General features: G+C 29.6%; 20 protein-coding genes. 17 read left to right on the forward strand and 3 right to left on the reverse strand.

The features are described 5' to 3' along the window. The first annotated feature begins 6 nt into the window (after window positions 1-6). The 6 genes from rlmN (at window position 7) to BS62_RS00410 (ending at window position 5930) form a co-directional block, all read left to right on the forward strand. Window positions 7-1047, forward strand: coding sequence for a dual-specificity RNA methyltransferase RlmN (rlmN, locus tag BS62_RS00385; protein WP_496489255.1), 1041 nt, complete (start codon window positions 7-9; stop codon window positions 1045-1047). Window positions 1048-1067: 20 nt separating this feature from the next. Further along, a complete protein-coding gene (locus BS62_RS00390) occupies window positions 1068-1814 on the forward strand; it encodes a Stp1/IreP family PP2C-type Ser/Thr phosphatase (protein WP_496489256.1) in 747 nt (248 codons plus the stop codon). Window positions 1815-1830: 16 nt separating this feature from the next. Then, complete coding sequence (gene pknB, locus BS62_RS00395; RefSeq protein ID WP_496489257.1) at window positions 1831-3615, forward strand: Stk1 family PASTA domain-containing Ser/Thr kinase; 1785 nt, start codon at window positions 1831-1833, stop codon at window positions 3613-3615. 110 nt (window positions 3616-3725) lie between these two features. Further along, the gene (rsgA, locus tag BS62_RS00400; protein ID WP_496489258.1) at window positions 3726-4613 is read left to right on the forward strand and encodes a ribosome small subunit-dependent GTPase A; all 888 of its coding nucleotides are present in this window, start codon (window positions 3726-3728) and stop codon (window positions 4611-4613) included. Between the two features lie 3 nt (window positions 4614-4616). Then, window positions 4617-5270: a ribulose-phosphate 3-epimerase gene (gene rpe, locus BS62_RS00405; RefSeq protein ID WP_496489259.1), complete on the forward strand. Its 654-nt coding sequence runs from the start codon at window positions 4617-4619 to the stop codon at window positions 5268-5270. Between the two features lie 12 nt (window positions 5271-5282). Beyond that, window positions 5283-5930: a thiamine diphosphokinase gene (locus BS62_RS00410; protein ID WP_496489260.1), complete on the forward strand. Its 648-nt coding sequence runs from the start codon at window positions 5283-5285 to the stop codon at window positions 5928-5930. Between the two features lie 504 nt (window positions 5931-6434). Here BS62_RS00410 and rpmB read toward each other — a convergent pair. Next, window positions 6435-6623, reverse strand: coding sequence for a 50S ribosomal protein L28 (gene rpmB, locus BS62_RS00415; RefSeq protein ID WP_490140213.1), 189 nt, complete (start codon window positions 6621-6623; stop codon window positions 6435-6437). Window positions 6624-6814: 191 nt separating this feature from the next. Here rpmB and BS62_RS00420 point away from each other — a divergent pair, with 191 nt between their 5' ends. From BS62_RS00420 to BS62_RS00445, 6 genes are all read left to right on the forward strand, one after another. Then, window positions 6815-7171: an Asp23/Gls24 family envelope stress response protein gene (locus BS62_RS00420; protein ID WP_496489261.1), complete on the forward strand. Its 357-nt coding sequence runs from the start codon at window positions 6815-6817 to the stop codon at window positions 7169-7171. A 13-nt stretch (window positions 7172-7184) separates the two neighbouring features. Further along, window positions 7185-8786, forward strand: coding sequence for a DAK2 domain-containing protein (locus BS62_RS00425; RefSeq protein WP_496489262.1), 1602 nt, complete (start codon window positions 7185-7187; stop codon window positions 8784-8786). 183 nt (window positions 8787-8969) lie between these two features. Next, the gene (gene recG / locus BS62_RS00430) at window positions 8970-11027 is read left to right on the forward strand and encodes an ATP-dependent DNA helicase RecG (protein WP_496489263.1); all 2058 of its coding nucleotides are present in this window, start codon (window positions 8970-8972) and stop codon (window positions 11025-11027) included. A gap of 41 nt (window positions 11028-11068) precedes the next feature. Continuing rightward, window positions 11069-11623, forward strand: a complete 555-nt coding sequence (gene rsmD / locus BS62_RS00435; RefSeq protein WP_496489264.1) for a 16S rRNA (guanine(966)-N(2))-methyltransferase RsmD — start codon at window positions 11069-11071, stop codon at window positions 11621-11623. A gap of 2 nt (window positions 11624-11625) precedes the next feature. Next, window positions 11626-12126 (forward strand): pantetheine-phosphate adenylyltransferase, encoded by a 501-nt coding sequence (coaD, locus tag BS62_RS00440; protein WP_496489265.1) that lies wholly within the window; start codon window positions 11626-11628, stop codon window positions 12124-12126. 3 nt (window positions 12127-12129) lie between these two features. Continuing rightward, the gene (locus BS62_RS00445) at window positions 12130-12651 is read left to right on the forward strand and encodes a hypothetical protein (protein WP_496489266.1); all 522 of its coding nucleotides are present in this window, start codon (window positions 12130-12132) and stop codon (window positions 12649-12651) included. On the opposite strand, the gene ylbJ is transcribed toward BS62_RS00445, so the two are convergent. Further along, window positions 12652-13842 (reverse strand): sporulation integral membrane protein YlbJ, encoded by a 1191-nt coding sequence (ylbJ, locus tag BS62_RS00450; RefSeq protein ID WP_496489267.1) that lies wholly within the window; start codon window positions 13840-13842, stop codon window positions 12652-12654. It lies immediately after the preceding gene. Window positions 13843-13967: 125 nt separating this feature from the next. On the opposite strand from ylbJ, the gene BS62_RS00455 reads away from it, so the two are divergent. The 5 genes from BS62_RS00455 (at window position 13968) to BS62_RS00475 (ending at window position 20028) form a co-directional block, all read left to right on the forward strand. Further along, window positions 13968-14672 carry a FadR/GntR family transcriptional regulator gene (locus BS62_RS00455; protein WP_496489268.1) on the forward strand — a complete coding sequence of 235 codons (705 nt, stop codon included), beginning with the start codon at window positions 13968-13970 and terminating at the stop codon, window positions 14670-14672. 365 nt (window positions 14673-15037) lie between these two features. Continuing rightward, window positions 15038-16603 carry an L-lactate permease gene (locus BS62_RS00460; protein ID WP_496489269.1) on the forward strand — a complete coding sequence of 522 codons (1566 nt, stop codon included), beginning with the start codon at window positions 15038-15040 and terminating at the stop codon, window positions 16601-16603. A 12-nt stretch (window positions 16604-16615) separates the two neighbouring features. Then, window positions 16616-17404, forward strand: coding sequence for an electron transfer flavoprotein subunit beta/FixA family protein (locus BS62_RS00465; RefSeq protein ID WP_496489270.1), 789 nt, complete (start codon window positions 16616-16618; stop codon window positions 17402-17404). A gap of 12 nt (window positions 17405-17416) precedes the next feature. Continuing rightward, window positions 17417-18625, forward strand: coding sequence for an electron transfer flavoprotein subunit alpha/FixB family protein (locus BS62_RS00470; RefSeq protein WP_496489271.1), 1209 nt, complete (start codon window positions 17417-17419; stop codon window positions 18623-18625). Between the two features lie 11 nt (window positions 18626-18636). After that, a complete protein-coding gene (locus BS62_RS00475) occupies window positions 18637-20028 on the forward strand; it encodes an FAD-binding oxidoreductase (RefSeq protein ID WP_496489272.1) in 1392 nt (463 codons plus the stop codon). Between the two features lie 56 nt (window positions 20029-20084). On the opposite strand, the gene BS62_RS00480 is transcribed toward BS62_RS00475, so the two are convergent. After that, the gene (locus tag BS62_RS00480) at window positions 20085-21353 is read right to left on the reverse strand and encodes a nucleotidyltransferase (protein ID WP_496489273.1); all 1269 of its coding nucleotides are present in this window, start codon (window positions 21351-21353) and stop codon (window positions 20085-20087) included. Window positions 21354-21358 lie beyond the last annotated feature (5 nt).

Here is a 21358-nt window from a genome sequence, read left to right on the forward strand (position 1 = left end):
ATAACTATGAATAAAGTATATTTGAAAAATTTCACTGAAGAACAAATGAAAGAATATATGAAAACTATAGATGAAAAATCTTTTAGAGGAGTTCAAGTATTTGGATGGTTATATAAAGGAGCTAAATCCTTTGAAGATATGAAAAATATATCTAATGACTTAAGAAAAAAATTAGATGAATCATCTTTTATTGGCAATTTGAATATATATAAAAAGTTCGAGTCTAAAATAGATGGAACTATAAAATATTTATTTTTACTTCCTGATAACAATATTGTAGAAAGTGTAATGATGAAATATGAACATGGTATAAGTGTATGTATATCTACTCAAGTTGGATGTAGAATGGGATGTAATTTTTGTGCATCAACTATAGATGGCTTAGTTAGAAATTTAGAACCATGGGAAATGTTAGACCAAATAATGAAGATACAAGAAGATGTTGGTGAAAGAGTTTCAAATGTAGTTATGATGGGAAGTGGTGAACCACTTGACAACTTTGAAAATGTGTCTCAGTTTTTAAAGTTGGTAAATGAAAAAAATGGGTTAAATATAGGATATAGACATATAACATTATCTACATGTGGTGTAGTTCCTAAAATCCATGAACTAGCAGATATGGGTGTACCTATAAATCTAGCATTATCTCTACATTCTCCTTATGATAAAAATAGACAAGAGATAATGCCTATAGCAAAAGCATATTCTATAAAAGAAGTTATAGATGCTTGTAAATACTATATAGAAAAGACTAATAGAAGGGTGACTTTTGAATATTCTCTTATAAAGGGTGTAAATGACTCAGAACAGGATGCACAGGCATTAGTAAAGCTTTTAAGAGGTATTTTATGCCATGTAAATATTATACCAATAAACAAAATAGAAGAAAGAGAATATGAAAAGCCGGATAAAAATTATGTTTATATATTTAGAGATATGTTAGTTAAAAATAAAATAGCAGCTACAGTAAGAAGAGAGATGGGTTCTGATATAAGTGGAGCTTGTGGTCAACTAAGAAGAAAGCATACTGAAACAGAAGAAAAATAATTGGTGATAGGGGGAGTATTATGAAATACAGCATGGCCTCCGATGTAGGGAAAGTTAGAAAAAACAATGAGGACTACTGCAAGGGAGAGATAATAACAACAAAAGATGGCGAAATTGGGATATTTGCCATCGCTGATGGAATGGGTGGTCATAAAAAAGGAGAAGTTGCTAGTAAGTTAGCAGTAGAAAATATAATAGACTTTTTAAAAGATAACCTTATTCAACATGACAATGTTAAGATAGCTTATATAACTGATATACTAAAGCAAGCTTATAACGATGTTAATACAATAATATATAGTAGGTCAAAAACCGATAGTGAATGTGAAGGAATGGGAACTACATTAACTACAGCTATTTTATATAAAAATACAATGTATATAGGAAATGTAGGAGACAGTAGATGTTATATATACAAAGAAAATAACATTGAACAAATTACTAAAGACCATTCTTTAGTAGAAGAGCTAGTAGAAAAAAATATGATAACAAAAGAAGAAGCTAGAAAACATCCACAACGAAATGTAATAACTAGAGCTCTTGGAACTGATAAAATAGTTATAGTTGACATATTTGAAAAAAACATAGAAAATGAAAATAAAATTCTTTTAACTACTGATGGATTGACTAATTACATTACAAATGATCAAATGAAAGAAATAGTAGATAATAATGAAAATGTAAAAAATGCTTGTGAAAATTTAATCAAAAAAGCAAATGATACAGCAGGAAGAGACAATATATCAGTTATATATATAACAATATAGGTAGGATGGTGATAAAGTGGGAGATGCAGTTTTAGGAAATAGGTATGAAATACTAGAAAAAATAGGCGATGGCGGTATGGCTTTTGTATATAGAGCTAAGGACAAATCTTTAAATAGAGAAGTTGCTGTTAAGGTTTTAAGACCTGAATTCGTAGATGATGAAGAATTTTTAATAAAGTTTAAAAGAGAAGCAGAAGCTGTTGCAAGTCTTTCGCATCCAAATATAGTTAATGTGTATGATGTTGGAGAAGATGGAAAAGTCCATTATATAGTTATGGAGTATGTAGATGGCCGTAACTTAAAGGACATAGTAAAAAACGAGGGAAAACTAGATTTATATACTTCTCTTGATATAACTAAACAAATAGCTTTAGGTCTTGGTGCAGCACACAGAAAAAGAATAATACACAGAGATATAAAACCTCATAATATACTTATATCTAATGAGGGGGTAGTTAAAGTTGCTGACTTTGGAATAGCTAAGGCTGCTAGTAATTCAACAATAACTAACATAGGAAGTATAATAGGTTCTGTTCATTATTTTTCACCAGAACAAGCAAAAGGGAAATATGTAAATAATACTACTGATTTATATTCACTTGGAATAGTGCTATATGAAATGTTACTTGGCAAAATACCTTTTAAAGGAGATAGCCCAGTATCAATAGCTCTTCAACATATAAATGAAGTAATTGACTTTTCTCAAGAAGAAAAGTTAGAAATACCTCAAAGTGTTAGAAGTATAATAAGAAAATTAACAGCAAAATCATCATCAGATAGATATCAAAGTGCTGATGAGCTTATAGAAGATATAGAGTACATAGAAAAAAATATAGACTTGGATTTTATTAAGGAATATGACAACTATGCAACTCAAAAGTTAGATACTAATGTTATAAATGAAATAAACTCAAAATCTAAAATTTATAAACCTATAGAAAATGTTCCAAAAGAAAATATTAAAGAATCAATTAACGACAATATATATGGAGATCCAGACGAATTAATAGAGGATGATATGACAAAAGAAAATAAACGAAGTAGAAGAAGAGATAAAAAGAAAAAAAATGAAAAAGAAGACCCTAAAAAGAAAAAGTGGCTTATAACAGCAGCGGTTATTTTAAGTTTAATATTGATTGTTGAAGTCTTTGCAATGGGTAAATTTTTACTTGGAGGAAATACTGGAAATGAACCAATAACTGCTCCAGACTTTAAAAATATGAGCTTAGAAGATGCACAAAAGCAAGCAGATAAACTTGGAATAACAGTAGAAATGAGAAGAGACGAATACAATCCAGATTTTCCAAAAGATCACATAATATCTCAAACTCCAATGCCAGGAACTACGGTTAAAAAAGGAGATGTTATAAAGGTAGTTGTAAGTCGTGGAGGAAAACAAGTAGACGTACCTAATGTAGAAGGAATGACCTTAGATGAAGCTGAAAAAGCATTAAAAGATAGTGGTTTAGAGTTGGGCAATATAAAATATCAAGAAAGTCAAAGATACAAAGAAAATGTAGTTATATCGCAATCAACTTCAGGCACTACTGATCAAGGAAGTAAGGTTGATTTAGTAGTAAGCAAAAGATCAAAAATAGAGGAAGAGCCAGAAGAAGATGATGAGATAGAAGTGCCAGAAGTGCCGACGAATCCAGGAACTACGCCAACAAACCCTGGAACGACACCGACAAACCCTGGAACGACGCCGACAAACCCTGGAACGACACCGACAAACCCTGGAACGACGCCGACAAACCCTGGAACAACACCTACAGACCCAGGAACAACGCCTGCCCCATAAATATATATGAATAATTGGTAGGATATTAACAATAATAAGAATGTCAAAAGTCCAATATTGCTTTTAAGCTTTACTTGGACTTTTATCTTATATATAAAAAGGAGGATATTATGCTTGCAGGAAGGATATTAAAAGGCATAGGTGGATTTTATTATATAGATACTAATGATGCAATATATGAATGCAAGGCTAGAGGTATATTTAGAAAAGACAAAGTAACTCCTTTAGTTGGAGACAAAGTAAAAATAAATATATTAGACGAAGAAAATAAAAAAGGTGTTATTGAAGAAATAGAAGAAAGACAAACAGAACTTGGAAGACCACCTATAGCAAATGTAAATAAAGCATTAATAGTTTTTGCAATAAAAAATCCAGATCCACATCTTTCCTTATTAGATAGATTTATAATCTTAGCACAGAAATCAGGATTAGAAATAGTAATAGTTATAACAAAAATAGATTTAGATAGTGACAATAAATTAGATGAGTTAAAAGATATATACAAACATGCCGGATATAAGATTATTCCAGTAAGTATTAAACAAAATATAAATATAGATGAAGTAAAAAAAGAGCTAAAGGATAGTATAGTTGTCTTTGCAGGACCTTCAGGAGTAGGGAAATCTAGTTTGTTAAACTCTATAGATTCTAACTTAAAGCTTGAAACAGGAGAAGTTAGTGATAAAATAAAAAGAGGAAAACATACTACAAGACATGCAGAACTTTTAAAGCCTGAATTTGGAGGAATGGTTGCAGATACTCCAGGGTTTAGTTCATTGACTTTAGATGATATAGAAGAATATGAGTTAAAAGAATATTTCGTTGAATTTGAAGCTTATGAAGACTATTGTAAGTTTGGAGGCAATTGTCTTCATGAAAATGAACCTAAATGTAAGGTAAAAGAAGCTGTAGAAAATGGCAAGGTATCAAAGGTTAGACATGAAAGTTATTTACAATTATTAAATGAAATTAGAGAAATTAACAGCAGGAGGTATTAACTTATGATTAAATTAGCACCATCTATATTATCAGCAGACTTTGCAAGACTTTTAGAAGATGTAAAAAAGGTAGAAAATGCAGGATGTGAATATCTACATATAGATGTTATGGACGGTCATTTTGTTCCTAACATAACATTAGGACCAGGAATTGTTAAATCTTTAAGAAAAGATGTAAATATGGTATTTGATGCACATTTAATGATAGAAAATCCAGATGCATATATAAAAGATTTTGTAGATGCAGGAGCAGACTTAATAACAGTACATCAAGAAGCTTGTATACATTTACATAGAACAATACAAAATATAAAATCGTACAATATAAAAGCAGGAGTTGCCATAAATCCAGCTACTTCTATAGAATCTATTAAGCATGTATTACCTTTAGTAGATATGGTGCTTATAATGACTGTAAACCCTGGATTTGGAGGTCAATCATTTATAGAAAGTATGATAGTTAAAATAAAAGAACTAAAAGATATAATAAATAAACAAAATTTAAATATAGATATTCAAGTTGACGGTGGAGTAAAGCCTGATAATATAAAAAAGGTAGTACAAGCTGGTGCAAATATAATTGTTGCAGGTTCTGCTATATTTAACAGCGACGATATAGAATCTACAGTTAAGTTACTTAGAGAAAATGCCAAATAGAAGGTGAAAATATTGAAAATAGCTATAATAGTAAACGGTATTATAAACGATTATAATTATCATAAAAGTCTAATAAATGACTGTGATTTAGTTATATGTGGCGATGGAGGAGCTAATCACGCATATAAAATGGATATAATACCACATTATATATTGGGAGATTTAGATTCTATAGATGATAAAATAAAATGTTATTATGAAAGTAAAAACGTAGAGTTTATAAAATTCCCATCTAAAAAAGATAAAACAGATACTGAAATATGTATAGATTATGCATATGATCTTAAAGCAACTGAAGTAGTCTTACTAGGGGCTTTAGGTGGAAGAATGGACCATGCTATGGCAAATGTGAACCTACTGTATTATATTCTAAAAAAGAGAATAAAGGGAAGTATAGTAAATGAAACTGATTCAATATTTATATGTGATAAAGAATTAACTATAAAAGGAAATAAAGGGGAAAATATATCTTTAATACCTTTATATGGAGATGTAATTGGAGTAACTTTGGAAAATCTAGAATATCCATTAAATGACTTTACTATAGAAAAAGGAAGTTCTAGAGGTATATCTAATGTTATGATAGATGATAACTGTAGAATAAGTATAAAAAGTGGATATCTATTAATATGTAAGTCAAAAGACAGTAAGGGCCATTAGGTCCTTTTTTTGAGCAACAAACCATCATCTCAAGGTTGTTGGCGACATGAGCAAAGCGATTTTTTGTTGTATCAAATATCATCAACATGAATATTATGTTATATGAAGAAATATTGGAGGGGGTATTATGAAAAGGGGTACAAGAAATATTCTGGGACTCATATGCATAGCCACAGGTGTAACTGTTATCTTAGCTCTCATATTGCCACATTGGATATGGATGGTATGTTTGGCACTAATACTTATAGGCACAGGTATAACATGTTTTAGATAGATGGTTTGCATCAAATAAGTATAAATAATATGTATTAATAATATTTATATATAAAGGGGGAATATATATGAGAATCGTAACTATTAAGCTTCCAAAATTTTTATCGAGAATAGTATCTGTATTTATTAGAAAGAAAAAGTAGATAGAAATCATATATTGTATATATCATAAATCTAAATAGAAAATTAAAAAGCCTACGTATAGTAGGCTTTTGTATTAAAATTAATATATTAAGCTCTTGTAACCTTACCAGAACGTAAGCATCTTGTACAAACTTTTACTCTTTTTGCAGTTCCATCAACTATTGCTCTTACGTTTCTTAAGTTAGCAGACCAAGTTCTTCTGCTGTGTCTGTTTGAGTGGCTGACTTGATTTCCTGAAACCTTACCTTTACCACATACGTCACATACTCTTGCCATTACATGTACACCTCCTTATAAAGATAACTATTGCGCTAAAAACATATTTATATTAACATAGAAAATAAAGTTTTGCAATAGTAATTATATTGTTTACAGATATTGAAGAATTTTTCATTATACTATAAAATTATATATATATTTTGCTATAAAGTAAAGACTAAAAACAAATAAACTTAGGGGGGCTTATCATGAGTATTCAATTAACTAATCAATTTGGGACAATAACTTACGACAAACAAGTACTTGCTCAAGTAGCATATCAAGCAGCTATGGAGTGTTATGGACTAGTTGGAATAGGGTATAAATCTAAGGTGAATGGAATTGTTGAACTTTTAAAAGGTGAAAATGTAACTAAAGGCGTTAAAACTGAAGAAATGGAAGATGGAAAAGTTTACATAGAACTTTATGTAATTATGCAATACGGAACAAATATATCAACTGTTGCAAATAATGTCATAGATAGGGTAAAATATACAGTTGAAAAAATAACATCTTTAGACGTTGGAAAAATAGATATAAACGTACAAGGAATTAGAGTTAAATAGTGGGAGGAAGAAGATGATACAGTATATAGATGGTAAGTTGCTTAAAGATATGTTCATATCTGGAGCAAATAATCTCCAAAATAATAAGAATTTAGTTGATAAACTAAATGTATTCCCTGTACCAGATGGTGATACTGGTACTAATATGTCTTTAACTATATCTTATGCAATTAAGGAACTATCTAAAGTTAATAATGATAATATAGCTGATATAGGTAAGGCTATGTCTAAAGGGTCTTTAATGGGCGCTAGAGGTAACTCCGGAGTTATATTATCTCAGATAATAAGAGGGTTTGCTAAATCTGTAGAAGGAAAGGATACCCTAACTTCAATGGATTTAGCAATGGCTTTTAAAGAAGGATCTGATACTGCTTATAAAGCTGTTATAAAGCCAATAGAGGGAACTATTCTTACAGTTGTAAGAGAAAGTTCTGATTATGGAGTTAAAATAGCTAAAAAAGAAAAAGACATACAAAGATTCCTAGAATCGTTTATAAAAGAAGCTAATGCTTCATTAAAAAGAACACCAGATCTTTTAATAAATTTAAAAGAAGCAGGTGTTGTTGACTCTGGTGGTAAAGGATTAGTATGTGTATATGAAGGTATGTACTCTGCGTTATTAGGTAATATTATTGAACTTAAAGAAGTCGATGATACTATAACTACACAACAAGAATATAAATTAGACTCACATGAAAATATAAACTTTGCTTATTGTACAGAATTTATATTAGAAAGTGATAAATTAGATTATGAAGGTATGAGAGAAATAATAGAAAAGTATGGTGATAGCTTAGTTGTAGTTGGAGATGAAGGAATAATAAAAGTTCATATACACACTAATGATCCAGGATTGGTTTTACAAGAAGGATTAAAATATGGACAATTAGTAACTATAAAAATAGAAAATATGAAGATACAGCATGAAAATATAATAGCAGAAGACACTAAACCACCTAAAAAATATGGACTTATAGCTACTTCTATGGGTGAAGGTCTTGCTAAAATATTTAAGGATTTCGGTGTTGACCAAATAATAGAAGGTGGTCAAACAATGAATCCAAGTACAGAAGACTTTATGAAGGCAATAAATGACGTAAATGCTGAAAATGTATTTATATTGCCAAATAATAGCAATATAATAATGGCTGCTAATCAAGCAAAAGCATTAAGCGATAAAAATATAGTAGTTTTACCTACAAAAACTACTCCTCAAGGATTTGCAGCATTATTAGGATTTAATTTAGACTCAAGTGTAGAAGAAAATGAAGAAACTATGTTAGAGTGTTTACAAAATGTAAAATCAGGGCAAGTTACTTATGCTGTAAGAGATACTGTAATGAACGATATAGATATAAAAGAAGGAGACATAATAGGTATAGGCGAAAGCAAAATGTTAACTTCTGGAAAAGAAAAATCTAATGTTACAATTTCACTTATAGATAAGTTAATAGATGAAGATAGCGCAATAATAACTTTATTATATGGTGAAGAAATAAGTGAAGAAGAGGCAAATGATTTAAAAGATATGGTAGAAGAAAAATATCCTGATTTAGAAATTGAACTTTATTATGGAGGTCAGCCAGTATACTATTATTTAGTATCAGTTGAATAATGTTTGTAAATTCCTATATAATTTTGCTATTATATAATATAGCTAAGTTATATAGGAATTTTTTTATTATAAAGAAAATTTTAATTTTCAACATATAAATTTGAGCAACGGATCTGCTTCTCAAGATCGTTGGCGACATGAGCGAAGCGATTTTTATTAAAGAAACTATAAAAAGGTGATATTATGAATTTAAATCAAGAGATACAATATATAAAAGGAATTGGACCAAAGAGAAGTCAAAAATTAAATAAATTAGGTATATACACTTTAAAAGACCTTTTGTACTATTTTCCAAGAAATTACGAGGATAGAAGTAACTTTAAAAAGATATTTAATGTAATGGATGGCGATAGATTATCTGTAAAAGGTATTATATACGATACTGAAGTTAAAAAGCCTAAAAAAGGTATGAGTATAACAAAAATTATTATAAGAGATGAAACAGGTTTTTTGAGTCTTGTATTTTTTAATCAAGAGTATTTATTAAACACATATAAAAAAGGGGATACTATAATAGCTTTTGGTAAAATTAAGAAAGAATTTCAAAAAATAGAGATGCACAATTGTGAAATAGAACTATATACAAATAATCCAAAATCTGTTGGTGGAATAGTTCCTGTATATCCACTTACTTATGGAATTACTAATAAAGAGTTGTCTACAATTATAAAAAATGTAATAAAAAATAATGATTTAAGTATAGATGAATATTTACCTATAGATACTATAAAAAGAAACAAGCTATGTGATATAAATTACTCTATAAAAAATATTCACAATCCAAAGGACAAAGAAAGTCTTAAAATAGCTTTGTACAGATTGGTATTTGAAGAATTTTTGATGTTACAATTAGGCCTTTTATTTTTCAAAAGTGGAATAAGCGAAAAGGTTGGGATCAAATTTAACATCCATGATAAATTTGATGATGTAATTAAGTCGCTACCTTTTAAATTAACAAAGGCTCAACAAAGGTCTTTAAATGAAATATTAGATGATATGAATAGTACTAAAGTTATGAATAGACTTGTTCAAGGGGATGTAGGTAGTGGTAAGACAGTGGTAGCTCTTTTAAGTATCGCCAATGCGGTATTCAATGGATATCAAGGAGCTTTAATGGCACCTACAGAAATACTAGCAGAGCAACATTACCATTCATTAACTGAAATATTATCTAAATTTGATATAAAAATAGAACTATTAGTTGGAAGTGTTAGAAAAAAGAAAAAAGAAGATATTTTACAAAGAGCAAAAAATGGGGAAGTGGATATATTAATAGGTACTCATGCGCTTATAGAAGACACTGTAGAGTTTAAAAAACTAGGTATTGTAATAACCGATGAACAACATAGATTTGGTGTTAGACAAAGAAATAAACTTTCTGAAAAAGGATCAAATCCTGATATAGTAGTTATGACTGCAACACCTATACCTAGAACATTAGCTTTAATATTATACGGTGACTTGGATATATCTATAATAGACGAGCTACCTCCTGGAAGACAGCCTATAGAGACAATGGCCATCAAAAAGGATAAGAGAGATAGAGCATATAGAAATTTAGTAAGAAAAGAAGTTGAAAAGGGAAGACAAGTATATGTAGTATGTCCTTTAGTTGAAGAATCAGAATCTATAGAAGCTAAATCAGCTACAGAACTTTTGGAAGAATTACAATATGAATATTTTAGTGACTTGAGATTAGGTCTTTTACATGGTAAGATGAAACCTAGTGAAAAAGAAGATATAATGAAAAAGTTTAAAAATAAAGAAATAGATATATTGGTTTCTACAACTGTTATAGAGGTTGGAGTAAATGTACCTAATGCCACCCTTATGATAATAGAAAATGCAGAAAGATTTGGACTTGCACAGCTTCACCAATTAAGAGGAAGGGTTGGAAGAGGAATTCATAAGTCTTATTGTATACTTATATATTCATCAGAAAATGAAGTGTGTAAAGAAAGAATGAGTATAATGGAAGAAACTAATGATGGATTTAAAATTTCTGAAAAAGATTTAGAAATAAGAGGTCCAGGAGAGTTTTTTGGAACAAGACAACACGGGTTGCCAGAACTTAAAATAGCAAATATATTTAAACATATGAAAATATTAAAAGTTGCTCAACAAGAGGCAAGATATATTATAGGAGAAGATGAAAAATTAAATTTTTCTAAAAATAAATATTTAAAAAATGAGATAGCTAATAAATTTGAAAAGAAGTTAGAAGAAATTTCTCTGAATTAGTCTTAATTTGTGATAAAATATAAAAAGGAGGCACTATACTTATGAGAGTTATTTCAGGAAGTGCTAGAGGTTTAAAGTTAAAAACTCCTACAAACGAAGATATAAGACCGACTACAGATAGAGTTAAAGAATCTTTATTCAATATAATAAATAATTACATAATAGATAGTAATGTTTTAGATTTATTTTCAGGTACGGGATCTCTTGGCATAGAGTCTTTATCTAGAGGAGCTAAAAAATGCTTTTTTGTAGACCTTAGTAAAGATAGTATGTCTATAATAAAAGATAATATAGAAAAGGCAAGAGTAAATGATAAAAGTGAAACTATGCTTACAGATTATATAGGAGCTATAAATAAATTGTCACTCCGAAATGAAAGCTTTGATGTTATATTCATGGATCCTCCTTATTATAAAAACTTTTTCATTCCAGCACTTGAAAAAATAAGTTCTGCAAAAATTCTAAAAGAAGATGGGATAATAGTCGTAGAGCATGATTCTAAAGATACATTACCTGATAATGTAGAAAATTTAGTAAAAGATAGAGAAAAAAGATATGGAAAAACTACACTGTCTTTTTATATTCTGGAGGATTAATAATGGAAAGAAATTTTTTTAGAAAAGGAATATATCCAGGAAGTTTTGACCCTTTGACTAATGGTCATTTAGATTTAATAATAAGAGGATCTAAGTTATTTGATGAATTACAAGTTGGAGTATTAAACAATCCTAATAAAAATTCTTTATTTACTTTTGATGAGAGAGTTAATATTATAAAAGAATGTACAAAAAATTTAGATAATGTTAAGGTAGTGAGCTTTGATGGCTTACTTGCAAAATATTGTCATGAAAATAATATAAATGCTATAGTTAGAGGGCTTAGAGCTACATCTGATTTTGAGTATGAGTTTCAAATGGCTCATATGAATAGAGAGTTAGCACCCGATGTAGAAACTGTTATGTTAACAACTGTAACAGAGTATTCTTATATTAGTTCATCACTAGTTAAAGAAGTATTTAAATTTAATGGAGATGTATCAAGACTTGTTCCGGGATTTGTTTTAGAAGAATTGATTAGAAAATCACATAGGGGGAAATAGTTGATGGAGAGCATAAGACTACTAGAGGAATTAGAAAATATAATAAATAGTGGTTCTTCTATACCTTTTAGTCAGAAAACTGGTATAGATAAAAATAAAGCATTAGAAATTATAAAAGATATAATGTTTAATTTACCTGATGAAGTAAAACAAGCTGAGTGGATAAATAGAGAAAGACAAAAGATATTAGCTGATGCTAGACATGATTCAGAAAAGATAAAAGAACAAGCGTTTGAAGAATCAGAAAGAATAAAAATACAGGCATATGAAGATGTGGAAAATATGAAAAGAAGCTCGGAAGATATGCTTAGAGATTACATAGATTCAAGTGAGCTTGTTGTCAAAGCTCAAGAACAAGCTAAAGATATAATAGCTAAAGCTGAGCACACAGCAAAAGAAATAAAAGTAGGAGCTAGAGAATATGCTGATGATATATTACAAAGCATACATTACAATTTGCAAGGCTTAATGGACGAAGTTGATCAAAACAGAAGGGAATTAAATCCAAATAGAAAAAGCCGTTAGTTAATCTACGGCTTTTTCTCTCTTTATAATATATACTGTGCTAAAAATATATATTATAAAAAGTATAGGTAAAATTATTTTATAATGGTTTATATATGTAAGCCATAAGTCACTTCTATATATAGTTTCATATATAGAAAATGTAGGTGTAGAAAAATTATGTCTAAATAAAGGATATAAAATTAGGCAATAAATGAAGCCAAATATGCCATGCAAAAACTTACTAAATGTGTAAATATGAACATTTATATCAGTTTTAGCTAAAAAGTTATTACATTGGGCAAGTATAGATAAACCGCTAAATGATATAACAAATGTAGCTAGAGCTAACTTTATAACTAAAGGAGAATTAGTTACAGCTGCAATATTATTACATCCTATGGTAATTTCGAATAAGCCACTAATAAATGCATAAGTTAAATCTTTAGAAACGCCAAACAATGATAATGGCAAATAAATAATATTAGCTATTGCTGAAATTATTCCTAGTAAGGTAAAAATTTTAAATACGACGGAAAATACTATGACAAAACCGCCAACCATTAGTATTGTATTTAGTCCACTATAAACGGCTTCTCCAAATATAGTATAAAATCCGTCTTTGTCATTAACTTTTGATCTTACTATTTTTTTGATTTCATTGCTCATATTTAGTTTTTGTGAAAGAGATTGTTCGTTCCCGTATTTTCTAAATAATATGCCTACAGTTATAGCTCCAAGGTAGTGGCAAAGTGCTATAAAATATCCGATGTTACTATTGTTAAACATACCAATAGCAACAGCACCTATCATAAATAAGGGTCCTGATGTAGAACAAAATGATGCTAGTCTTTGGGCTTCATATTTTGTTAACTCTCCCTTTTCTCTGAGTTCGGATGCTAGCTTTGCGCCTACAGGGTAACCTGAAACTGTAGACATAGCAAATACTAATGAGCCTTTACCTGAAACGTTAAAGATTTTTTGCGTTATAGGATTTATAAATAATCCAATAATATCTACGACTTTTAGATTTACAAGTAGGCTAGCTCCAATAATAAATGGTAGTAGTGATGGTATAAGAACGTTAACCCATATAGATAAGCCATCTTGAGCAGCAGATATGGAATCTTGTGGGTATAATATAAGGCCGATTATTAGAGAAAGAACTATTATTGATGGAATTAAAAACTTTAAAATTATATTTTTTTTCATTGCGCATCCCCCTACTGCTACATAAGTAATTTCTTAAATAGTATATTATTAAAATATTAAGTGTATGAAGAAAAACTCAATCTAAATTTATATATAATAATTATATGACATTGAAGGAGAAAAAAATGTTTAATAGTGTTACAAATAAAAAAGTATATGAACATGTAATAGAGCAAATTCAAAATATGATACTAAATGGGTCATTGCAAAATGGAGATAAACTGCCATCTGAAAGAGACTTATCAGAAAAGATGGAAGTAAGTAGAACTTCTATAAGAGAGGCTATAAGAGTATTAGAAACTATGGGGGTTATTGAAAGTAGGCAAGGAGAAGGTAATTTTGTGTGTTCTAATATAAATGCATCATTTATAGAACCTTTATCTATGATATTTATGTTAAGTAATGGGGAGCCAAGTGACATTTTAGAATTGAGAAAAGCTATTGAATTAGTAACGGTAAGATTTGCTGCACAAAGAGGTAGTGAGGAAGATTTTGAAGAACTAAAAGATATGATGTATAAACTTAAAACATCAGATACTGAAAGTGAAAGAGTATTAATAGATACAAAAATACATCAAAAAATAGCAACCATGAGTGGTAATTATCTTATAGAGAGTGTATTTATTACTGCGTCGACTTTATTTGAAAGATTTGTAAAAAATGCAAGAGAAAGTATACTATACTCTAATGATAGGATAGACATACTGATGATACAACATGAAGATATAGTAAATGCAATAATAGAAAGAAATGATGACAAGGCTTTTAGTGCTATGAAAGAACATCTAGATTTCATAGATGATTATATAAATAAAATTGAATTTAAGTAGACTTCTTTAATTACAAGGATATTATAATTTATAATATCCAACTGATAAACTTGAGCAACGGACCTGTTTTTCAAGGTCGTTGGCGACATGAGCGTAGCGAATTTTTGTAAAATAGACTTAGTTATAAAAATAACTAAGTCTATTTTTATTTTCATAAAGTAAAATTTTTATAGAACATGTACATATTATACAATATAGTTATTTCAATATTCTGTATAAAAAAACAATCTCTTGAATTAGTTAATAAAAAGATAAATGTTTTAATTTTCAGAACATTATAATATTATTAATTAAGATGGTAAAAATACTTAAACACAACTGGTAATACCATAATACCATAACACCAATATTCAAGGGGGAGTACTATGAATACCTATCTATTGTTTTTTCTAGCCATAATACCTATTCTATGGCTAATAGTATCTTTAGGGGTGCTCAAGTTACCAGCTCATAAAACATGCTTTATGACTATGGTGGCAACATTTATTTTAGCAATAGTATTTTGGAAAATTAGATTTATTGATGCTTTGAGTGCAACAGCAGAAGGAGCAGCAATAGGGTTATGGCCAATAATGATAGTTATAATAGCTGCATTATTTACATATAACCTAGCAGTTGAAACAAAGACAATGGACACTATTAAGAGAATGCTATCTAGTATAACAAAAGATGATAGAATTCAAGTACTTATATTGGCATGGGGATTTGGAGGGTTTTTAGAGGCAGTGGCAGGATATGGAACTGCAGTTGCGATACCAGCTAGTATACTAGCATCACTTGGATTTAACCCAGTATTTGCAGCTATAATATGTCTTATAGCCAACACGGTGCCAACTGCATTTGGAGCTGTAGGAATACCGGTATCAACTTTAGCTACAGTTACAGGGCTTGATGTATTACAACTTAGTTATAATATAGGAATTCAATTAGTAGGATTTATAGTTATAATACCGTTTCTTCTTGTAATGATGACAAGAAAAAGTATAAAAGGTATAAAAGGAGTATTTTTTATAACTTTAGTATCAGGGGTTGCCTTTGCTATACCACAACTTGTAATAGCAAAATATTTGGGAGCAGAACTTCCAGCATTAATAGGAAGCTTATGTAGTATGGGAGCGACTATATTAGTTGCAAAATTTATGTATAAAGAAGAAGTATCAGAAGAAACATCAGATGAATTATCACATGATGGTTCATTAGGGCAAAGTGTTGTATATGAGGAAAAGGTTTCCATGAAAGAAGGGGTATTAGCTTGGATGCCTTATGTACTACTTTGTATATTAATAGTTTTAACTAGCCCGCTATTCCCAGGCATAAATAAATCTTTAGCTTATTTTTCAAACAAAATAATAATATATACAGGAGAACATGCAAAAGCAGCTAGTTTTTCTTGGATAAATACACCAGGTGTAATAATAATTGTATCAACATTTATAGCAGGTAAAATGCAAGGAATTAGTATATCAAAAATAGTAAGTGTACTTGGAAAAACAGTTAAACAACTTACAAAGTCAATAATAACTGTTTTATCTATAGTGGCTATATCAAAGATAATGGGGTATAGCGGAATGATAAATGATATAGCTGTTGTATTAGTTCAAGTTACTGGCAGTTATTATCCTCTAATATCTCCAGCACTTGGCGCTCTTGGAACATTTGTTACAGGAAGTGATACATCTGCAAATATATTATTTGGGGCATTGCAAGGTGAAGTTGCAACATCTATAGGGGTTGACCCTTATTGGTTAGCATCTGCTAATACTTCAGGAGCAACTGCTGGAAAAATGATTTCGCCACAAAGTATAGCTATAGCTACTTCAGCAACAGGTCTTATAGGTCAAGAAGGAAAGATATTTGGAGCTACACTTAAGTTTTGTGTAATTTATGTAGCGATTTTAGGAGTATTAGTATACTTAGGAACGATTATTTAGGAGGGATTAATTATGGAAATATTAGTTTGTATTAAACAAGTTCCAGGAACTTCAGAAGTCGAAGTTGATGAAAAAACAGGAGTTCTTAAAAGAGACGGAGTAGATTCTAAGATGAATCCATATGATTTGTATGCTCTTGAGACAGCTTTAAAAATTAAACAAGAAACAGGAGCTACAATTTCTGTTATAAGTATGGGGCCACCACAAGCAAAGCAAGTAATAGAAGAAGCTTATATGATGGGAGCAGACAAAGGAGCGTTATTATCTGACAGAAGGTTTGCTGGTGCTGATGTTTTAGCTACATCATATACATTATCTCAAGGTGTTAGAAAGTTAGGAAATCCTGATTTAATAATATGTGGTAAGCAAACTACAGATGGAGACACAGCTCAAGTAGGTCCAGAAATGGCAGAATTTTTAGGAATGCCTCATGTTGCAAATGTAAAAAAAATAGTAGATATAAAGGAAAGTTCTATAGTTATTGAAATGGATATGCCAGATACAGTAGAAGTCTGTGAAATTAATTATCCTTGCTTACTAACTGTGGAAAAAGATATATTCCAACCGAGATTACCATCTTTTAAATTAAAGTTATCTAGTAAAGATAAAGAAGTTCCATTTTATGGTTTGAATGATTTTGAAGATAAAGATGAAAAAAGATATGGACTTAATGGTTCTCCAACACAGGTTCTTCGTATATTCCCACCAAGCTCTAATAATGACAAGGAAGTATGGAGAGGAGATGCCGAGGAATTAAGTGATAAATTAACTCAAAAACTAAGAGAACTTAAGGTATTTTAGGGGGGATAAATAATGGCAAAGATAATTATAAATCAAAGTAAATCTTTTGATATAGAAGAAGTTTTAGGATTATGTCCATTTAATTCTATAGAATATAACAATGAAAAGTTAGAAATAAATTCAGGTTGTAAAATGTGTAAAATTTGCGTTAAAAAAGGACCAGAAGGCCTATTTGAATTTGTGGAAGAAAAGGTGCATTCTATAAACAAAGATGAATGGAAGGGCATAGCAGTTTATGTAGATCATGTTGATGGAGATATACATCCAGTTACATTTGAGCTTATAGGTAAAGCGAGAGAAATGGCAGAAAAAATTAATCACCCAGTTTACTGTGTATTTATGGGAAGTAACATAGAAGATAAAACTGAAGAATTATTAAGCTATGGAGTAGATGAAGTATTTGTATACGACAATGAAGAGTTAAAGCACTTTAGAATAGAGCCTTATACTGCAGTAGTAGAAGACTTTATAAACAATATAAAACCTACAATAGTATTAGTTGGAGGAACAACTGTTGGAAGATCACTAGCTCCAAGACTTGCAGCTAGATTTAGAACAGGGCTTACTGCTGACTGTACAATACTTGATGTTTCTGAGAATACTGATTTAGATCAAATAAGACCTGCATTTGGTGGAAATATAATGGCTCATATACATACTCCAAACCATAGACCACAATTTGCAACAGTTAGATATAAAATATTCAATGCTCCAGAAAAAATAGAAGATCCTAATGGTAAGATTACATTGTGTAATATTGATAATGAAAAATTAAGCTCTAATATAAGTGTATTAGAAGTTAAACATAAAGCTATTGAAGTAGGACTTGAAGAAGCTGAAGTTATAATAGTTGCAGGTAGAGCTATAAAGAAACAAGAAGATATGGAAATGATAAATAAACTGGCAGATTTATTAGGAGCTAGTGTAGCAGGTACTAGACCTTTAGTTGAATCTGGATGGGTAGATGCTAAAAAACAAATTGGCTTAAGTGGTAGGACGGTCAAACCTAAACTTATAATAACTTGTGGTGTTTCAGGTGCTATACAGTTTGTAGCGGGGATGAATGGATCAGAATGTATAGTTGCTATAAATAAAGATGAAAATGCTTCTATATTTAATACTGCACATTATGCAATAGTTGGAGATGTTTATGATATAGTTCCTAAGTTAATAGAAAAACTAGAAAATGAAAAATCTCAATTAGCAATAACTATAGAATAGGGGTGAAGAATATGTATAAATCTATAGATAAGAATGATATTAAATTTTTAATAGATGTTTGTGGTAATGATAATATATTTGTTGGTGAAGATATTAATGAAGATTATTCACATGATGAACTAGGTGGAATAGAGAAATATCCAGAAGTATTGGTAAATGTACACAACACTGATGAAGTATCTAAAATAATGAAGTATGCTTATGAAAACAGTATACCTGTTACTCCTAGAGGTCAAGGTACAGGGCTTGTTGGTGCTTCTGTTGCTATACATGGTGGAATAATGCTTAATTTAAGCCAAATGAATAAAATATTAGAACTAGATGAAGAAAATTTAACATTAACATTAGAACCTGGAGTATTATTAATGGAAATAGGTAAATATGTTCAAGAAAAAGATTTATTTTATCCACCAGATCCAGGTGAAAAAAGTGCAACAATAGGTGGTAATATAAACACTAATGCAGGTGGAATGAGAGCTGTTAAATATGGTGTTACAAGGGATTATGTAAGAGGCCTTGAGGTAGTACTTCCAAATGGTGAGATTATAGAAGTTGGTGGGAAGGTAGTAAAAAACAGTTCAGGATATAGTATAAAGGATTTAATCGTAGGTTCTGAAGGAACATTAGGTATTATAACTAAAGCAACATTAAAACTTCTTCCATTACCTAAAAAAGCTATAAGTTTACTTATACCATTCCCAGAGTTAGGTACAGCAATAGAAACTGTTCCTAAAATAATAAAATCAAAATCTATACCAACAGCTATAGAATTTATGGAAAGAGATGTAATCCTTGCATCTGAAGAATTTCTAGGTAAAAAATTCCCAGATAATACTTCTGATGCATATCTTTTACTTACTTTTGATGGAAATAGTAAGGAAGATATAGAAAAAGAATATGAAAAAGTAGCTCATATATGTTTAGAAAATGGAGCATACGATGTATTTATATCAGATACTCAAGAAAGAAATGATTCAATATGGTCAGCAAGGGGAGCATTCCTAGAAGCAATAAAAGCTAGTACAACTGAAATGGATGAGTGTGATGTTGTTGTTCCAAGAGATAAAGTTGCTGAGTTTGTAAGGTATACAAATGAACTACAAGAAAAGTTAAATGTAAGAATAAAGAGTTTTGGCCATGCTGGAGATGGAAACTTACACATCTATGTGTTAAAAGACGATATGGATGAGTATGCTTGGAATAAAAAATTAAACGAAACATTTGACCATATGTATTCTAGGGCAAAAGAACTAGGAGGCCAAGTATCGGGAGAACATGGAATAGGATATGCAAAAAGAGGGTATTTACAAAAGTCTAAAAATGGAGAATATATGAGTTTATTAAAAAATATTAAATTAGCCTTTGATCACAAAAATATATTAAATCCAGGAAAAGTATTTTAATAATTACTTCCTTATATAATAAAGCTCTACGTTTTTAAAACGTAGAGCTTTGTTAGTTATTCTCTTATATATTTAGGTGATATATAGTAGTCCATAGGGCCTTTTAAAAGGGTTTTGTTGTTTCTATAGTATATTAGATTATATAAGTTTGTAGCTTTTATATCATAAGTTAGCATAAGGTTTGTTATTTCATTTGTAGATGTATCTGCCTTTGCTAATTTATTTATAATAGTTATATCAGAGTTAGTTTTAATTTTTTTTAATATTTCTCTTCCTTTAGTATTAAATGCTAATACTCTTATATAAGGAATATTATTTATAGATTTAATAATAGACATTTCATCTTTTTTTATTCCTAGCATTATATTATTTAATGTTCTTTTTATTTTAGTTAAAGTATATCTTTTGGATTTGACATTCATTTGAAGGTCGTATAAAGATGTAGATTTAAACAAACTTCCAATTATTTTATTTTCAATACCTTCGTTTACTTCAAAATAACTATCTAATATATTTTCATCTCTAAGTATAATACCAGACAATATATTATAAAAATCTTCATCATATATAGGATAAAAATTATTTACTATCTTATCATTTATAGCTTTGTATGTATTATTGGGAACTACATTTTCTATATTATATATATTTGAATTGCTTTTAAGGCTTTCTCTTATAGCAGTTGCTGAACATATATCACTGTTTATTTCTTTTGAATTATAATCAGACTTAACTCTAGTTATAGTATATGGTTTTATATTGCTATTTAATTTTAGAATACTTTTAATGTACTCAATTCCTAATATATTATTAGGTGAGTTTAATATATTGAATATTTCATCTTCTGATATGTTGATTACATTATATTTATTTATATATTGAAATAAGGCCTTAGATCTAGCTTTAGGAAATAACATTCCTTCACTTAAGTAATTTTTCAAGATTACTTTAAATTCAAGGGGTTCATTTACTAGTAGTTCACCTATTTTATATAAAATATCTATATTTCCAACTTCACTCCCAAAGCAAACGCAGTCTATTGCATTTGTAGAATTTAATGTAGATATTGCACCAAAACTAAAAATTTCTGCACTTTGAGATGAAAATAGAGTTGGAAGTTCTATAACTAAATCTACACCATTACTTACGGCCATTTGAGCTCTAGTATATTTATCAAATAATGAAGGCTCGCCTCTTTGTAAAAAATGACCGCTCATTATAGCAACAGTGTGTGTAGCATTAGTTATTTCTTTTGATTTATTTAAGTGATACAAATGTCCATTGTGAAATGGATTGTATTCAACTATTAATCCTAATGTTTTCATAAGAT

This window comes from Sporacetigenium mesophilum DSM 16796 (genome assembly GCF_059569055.1).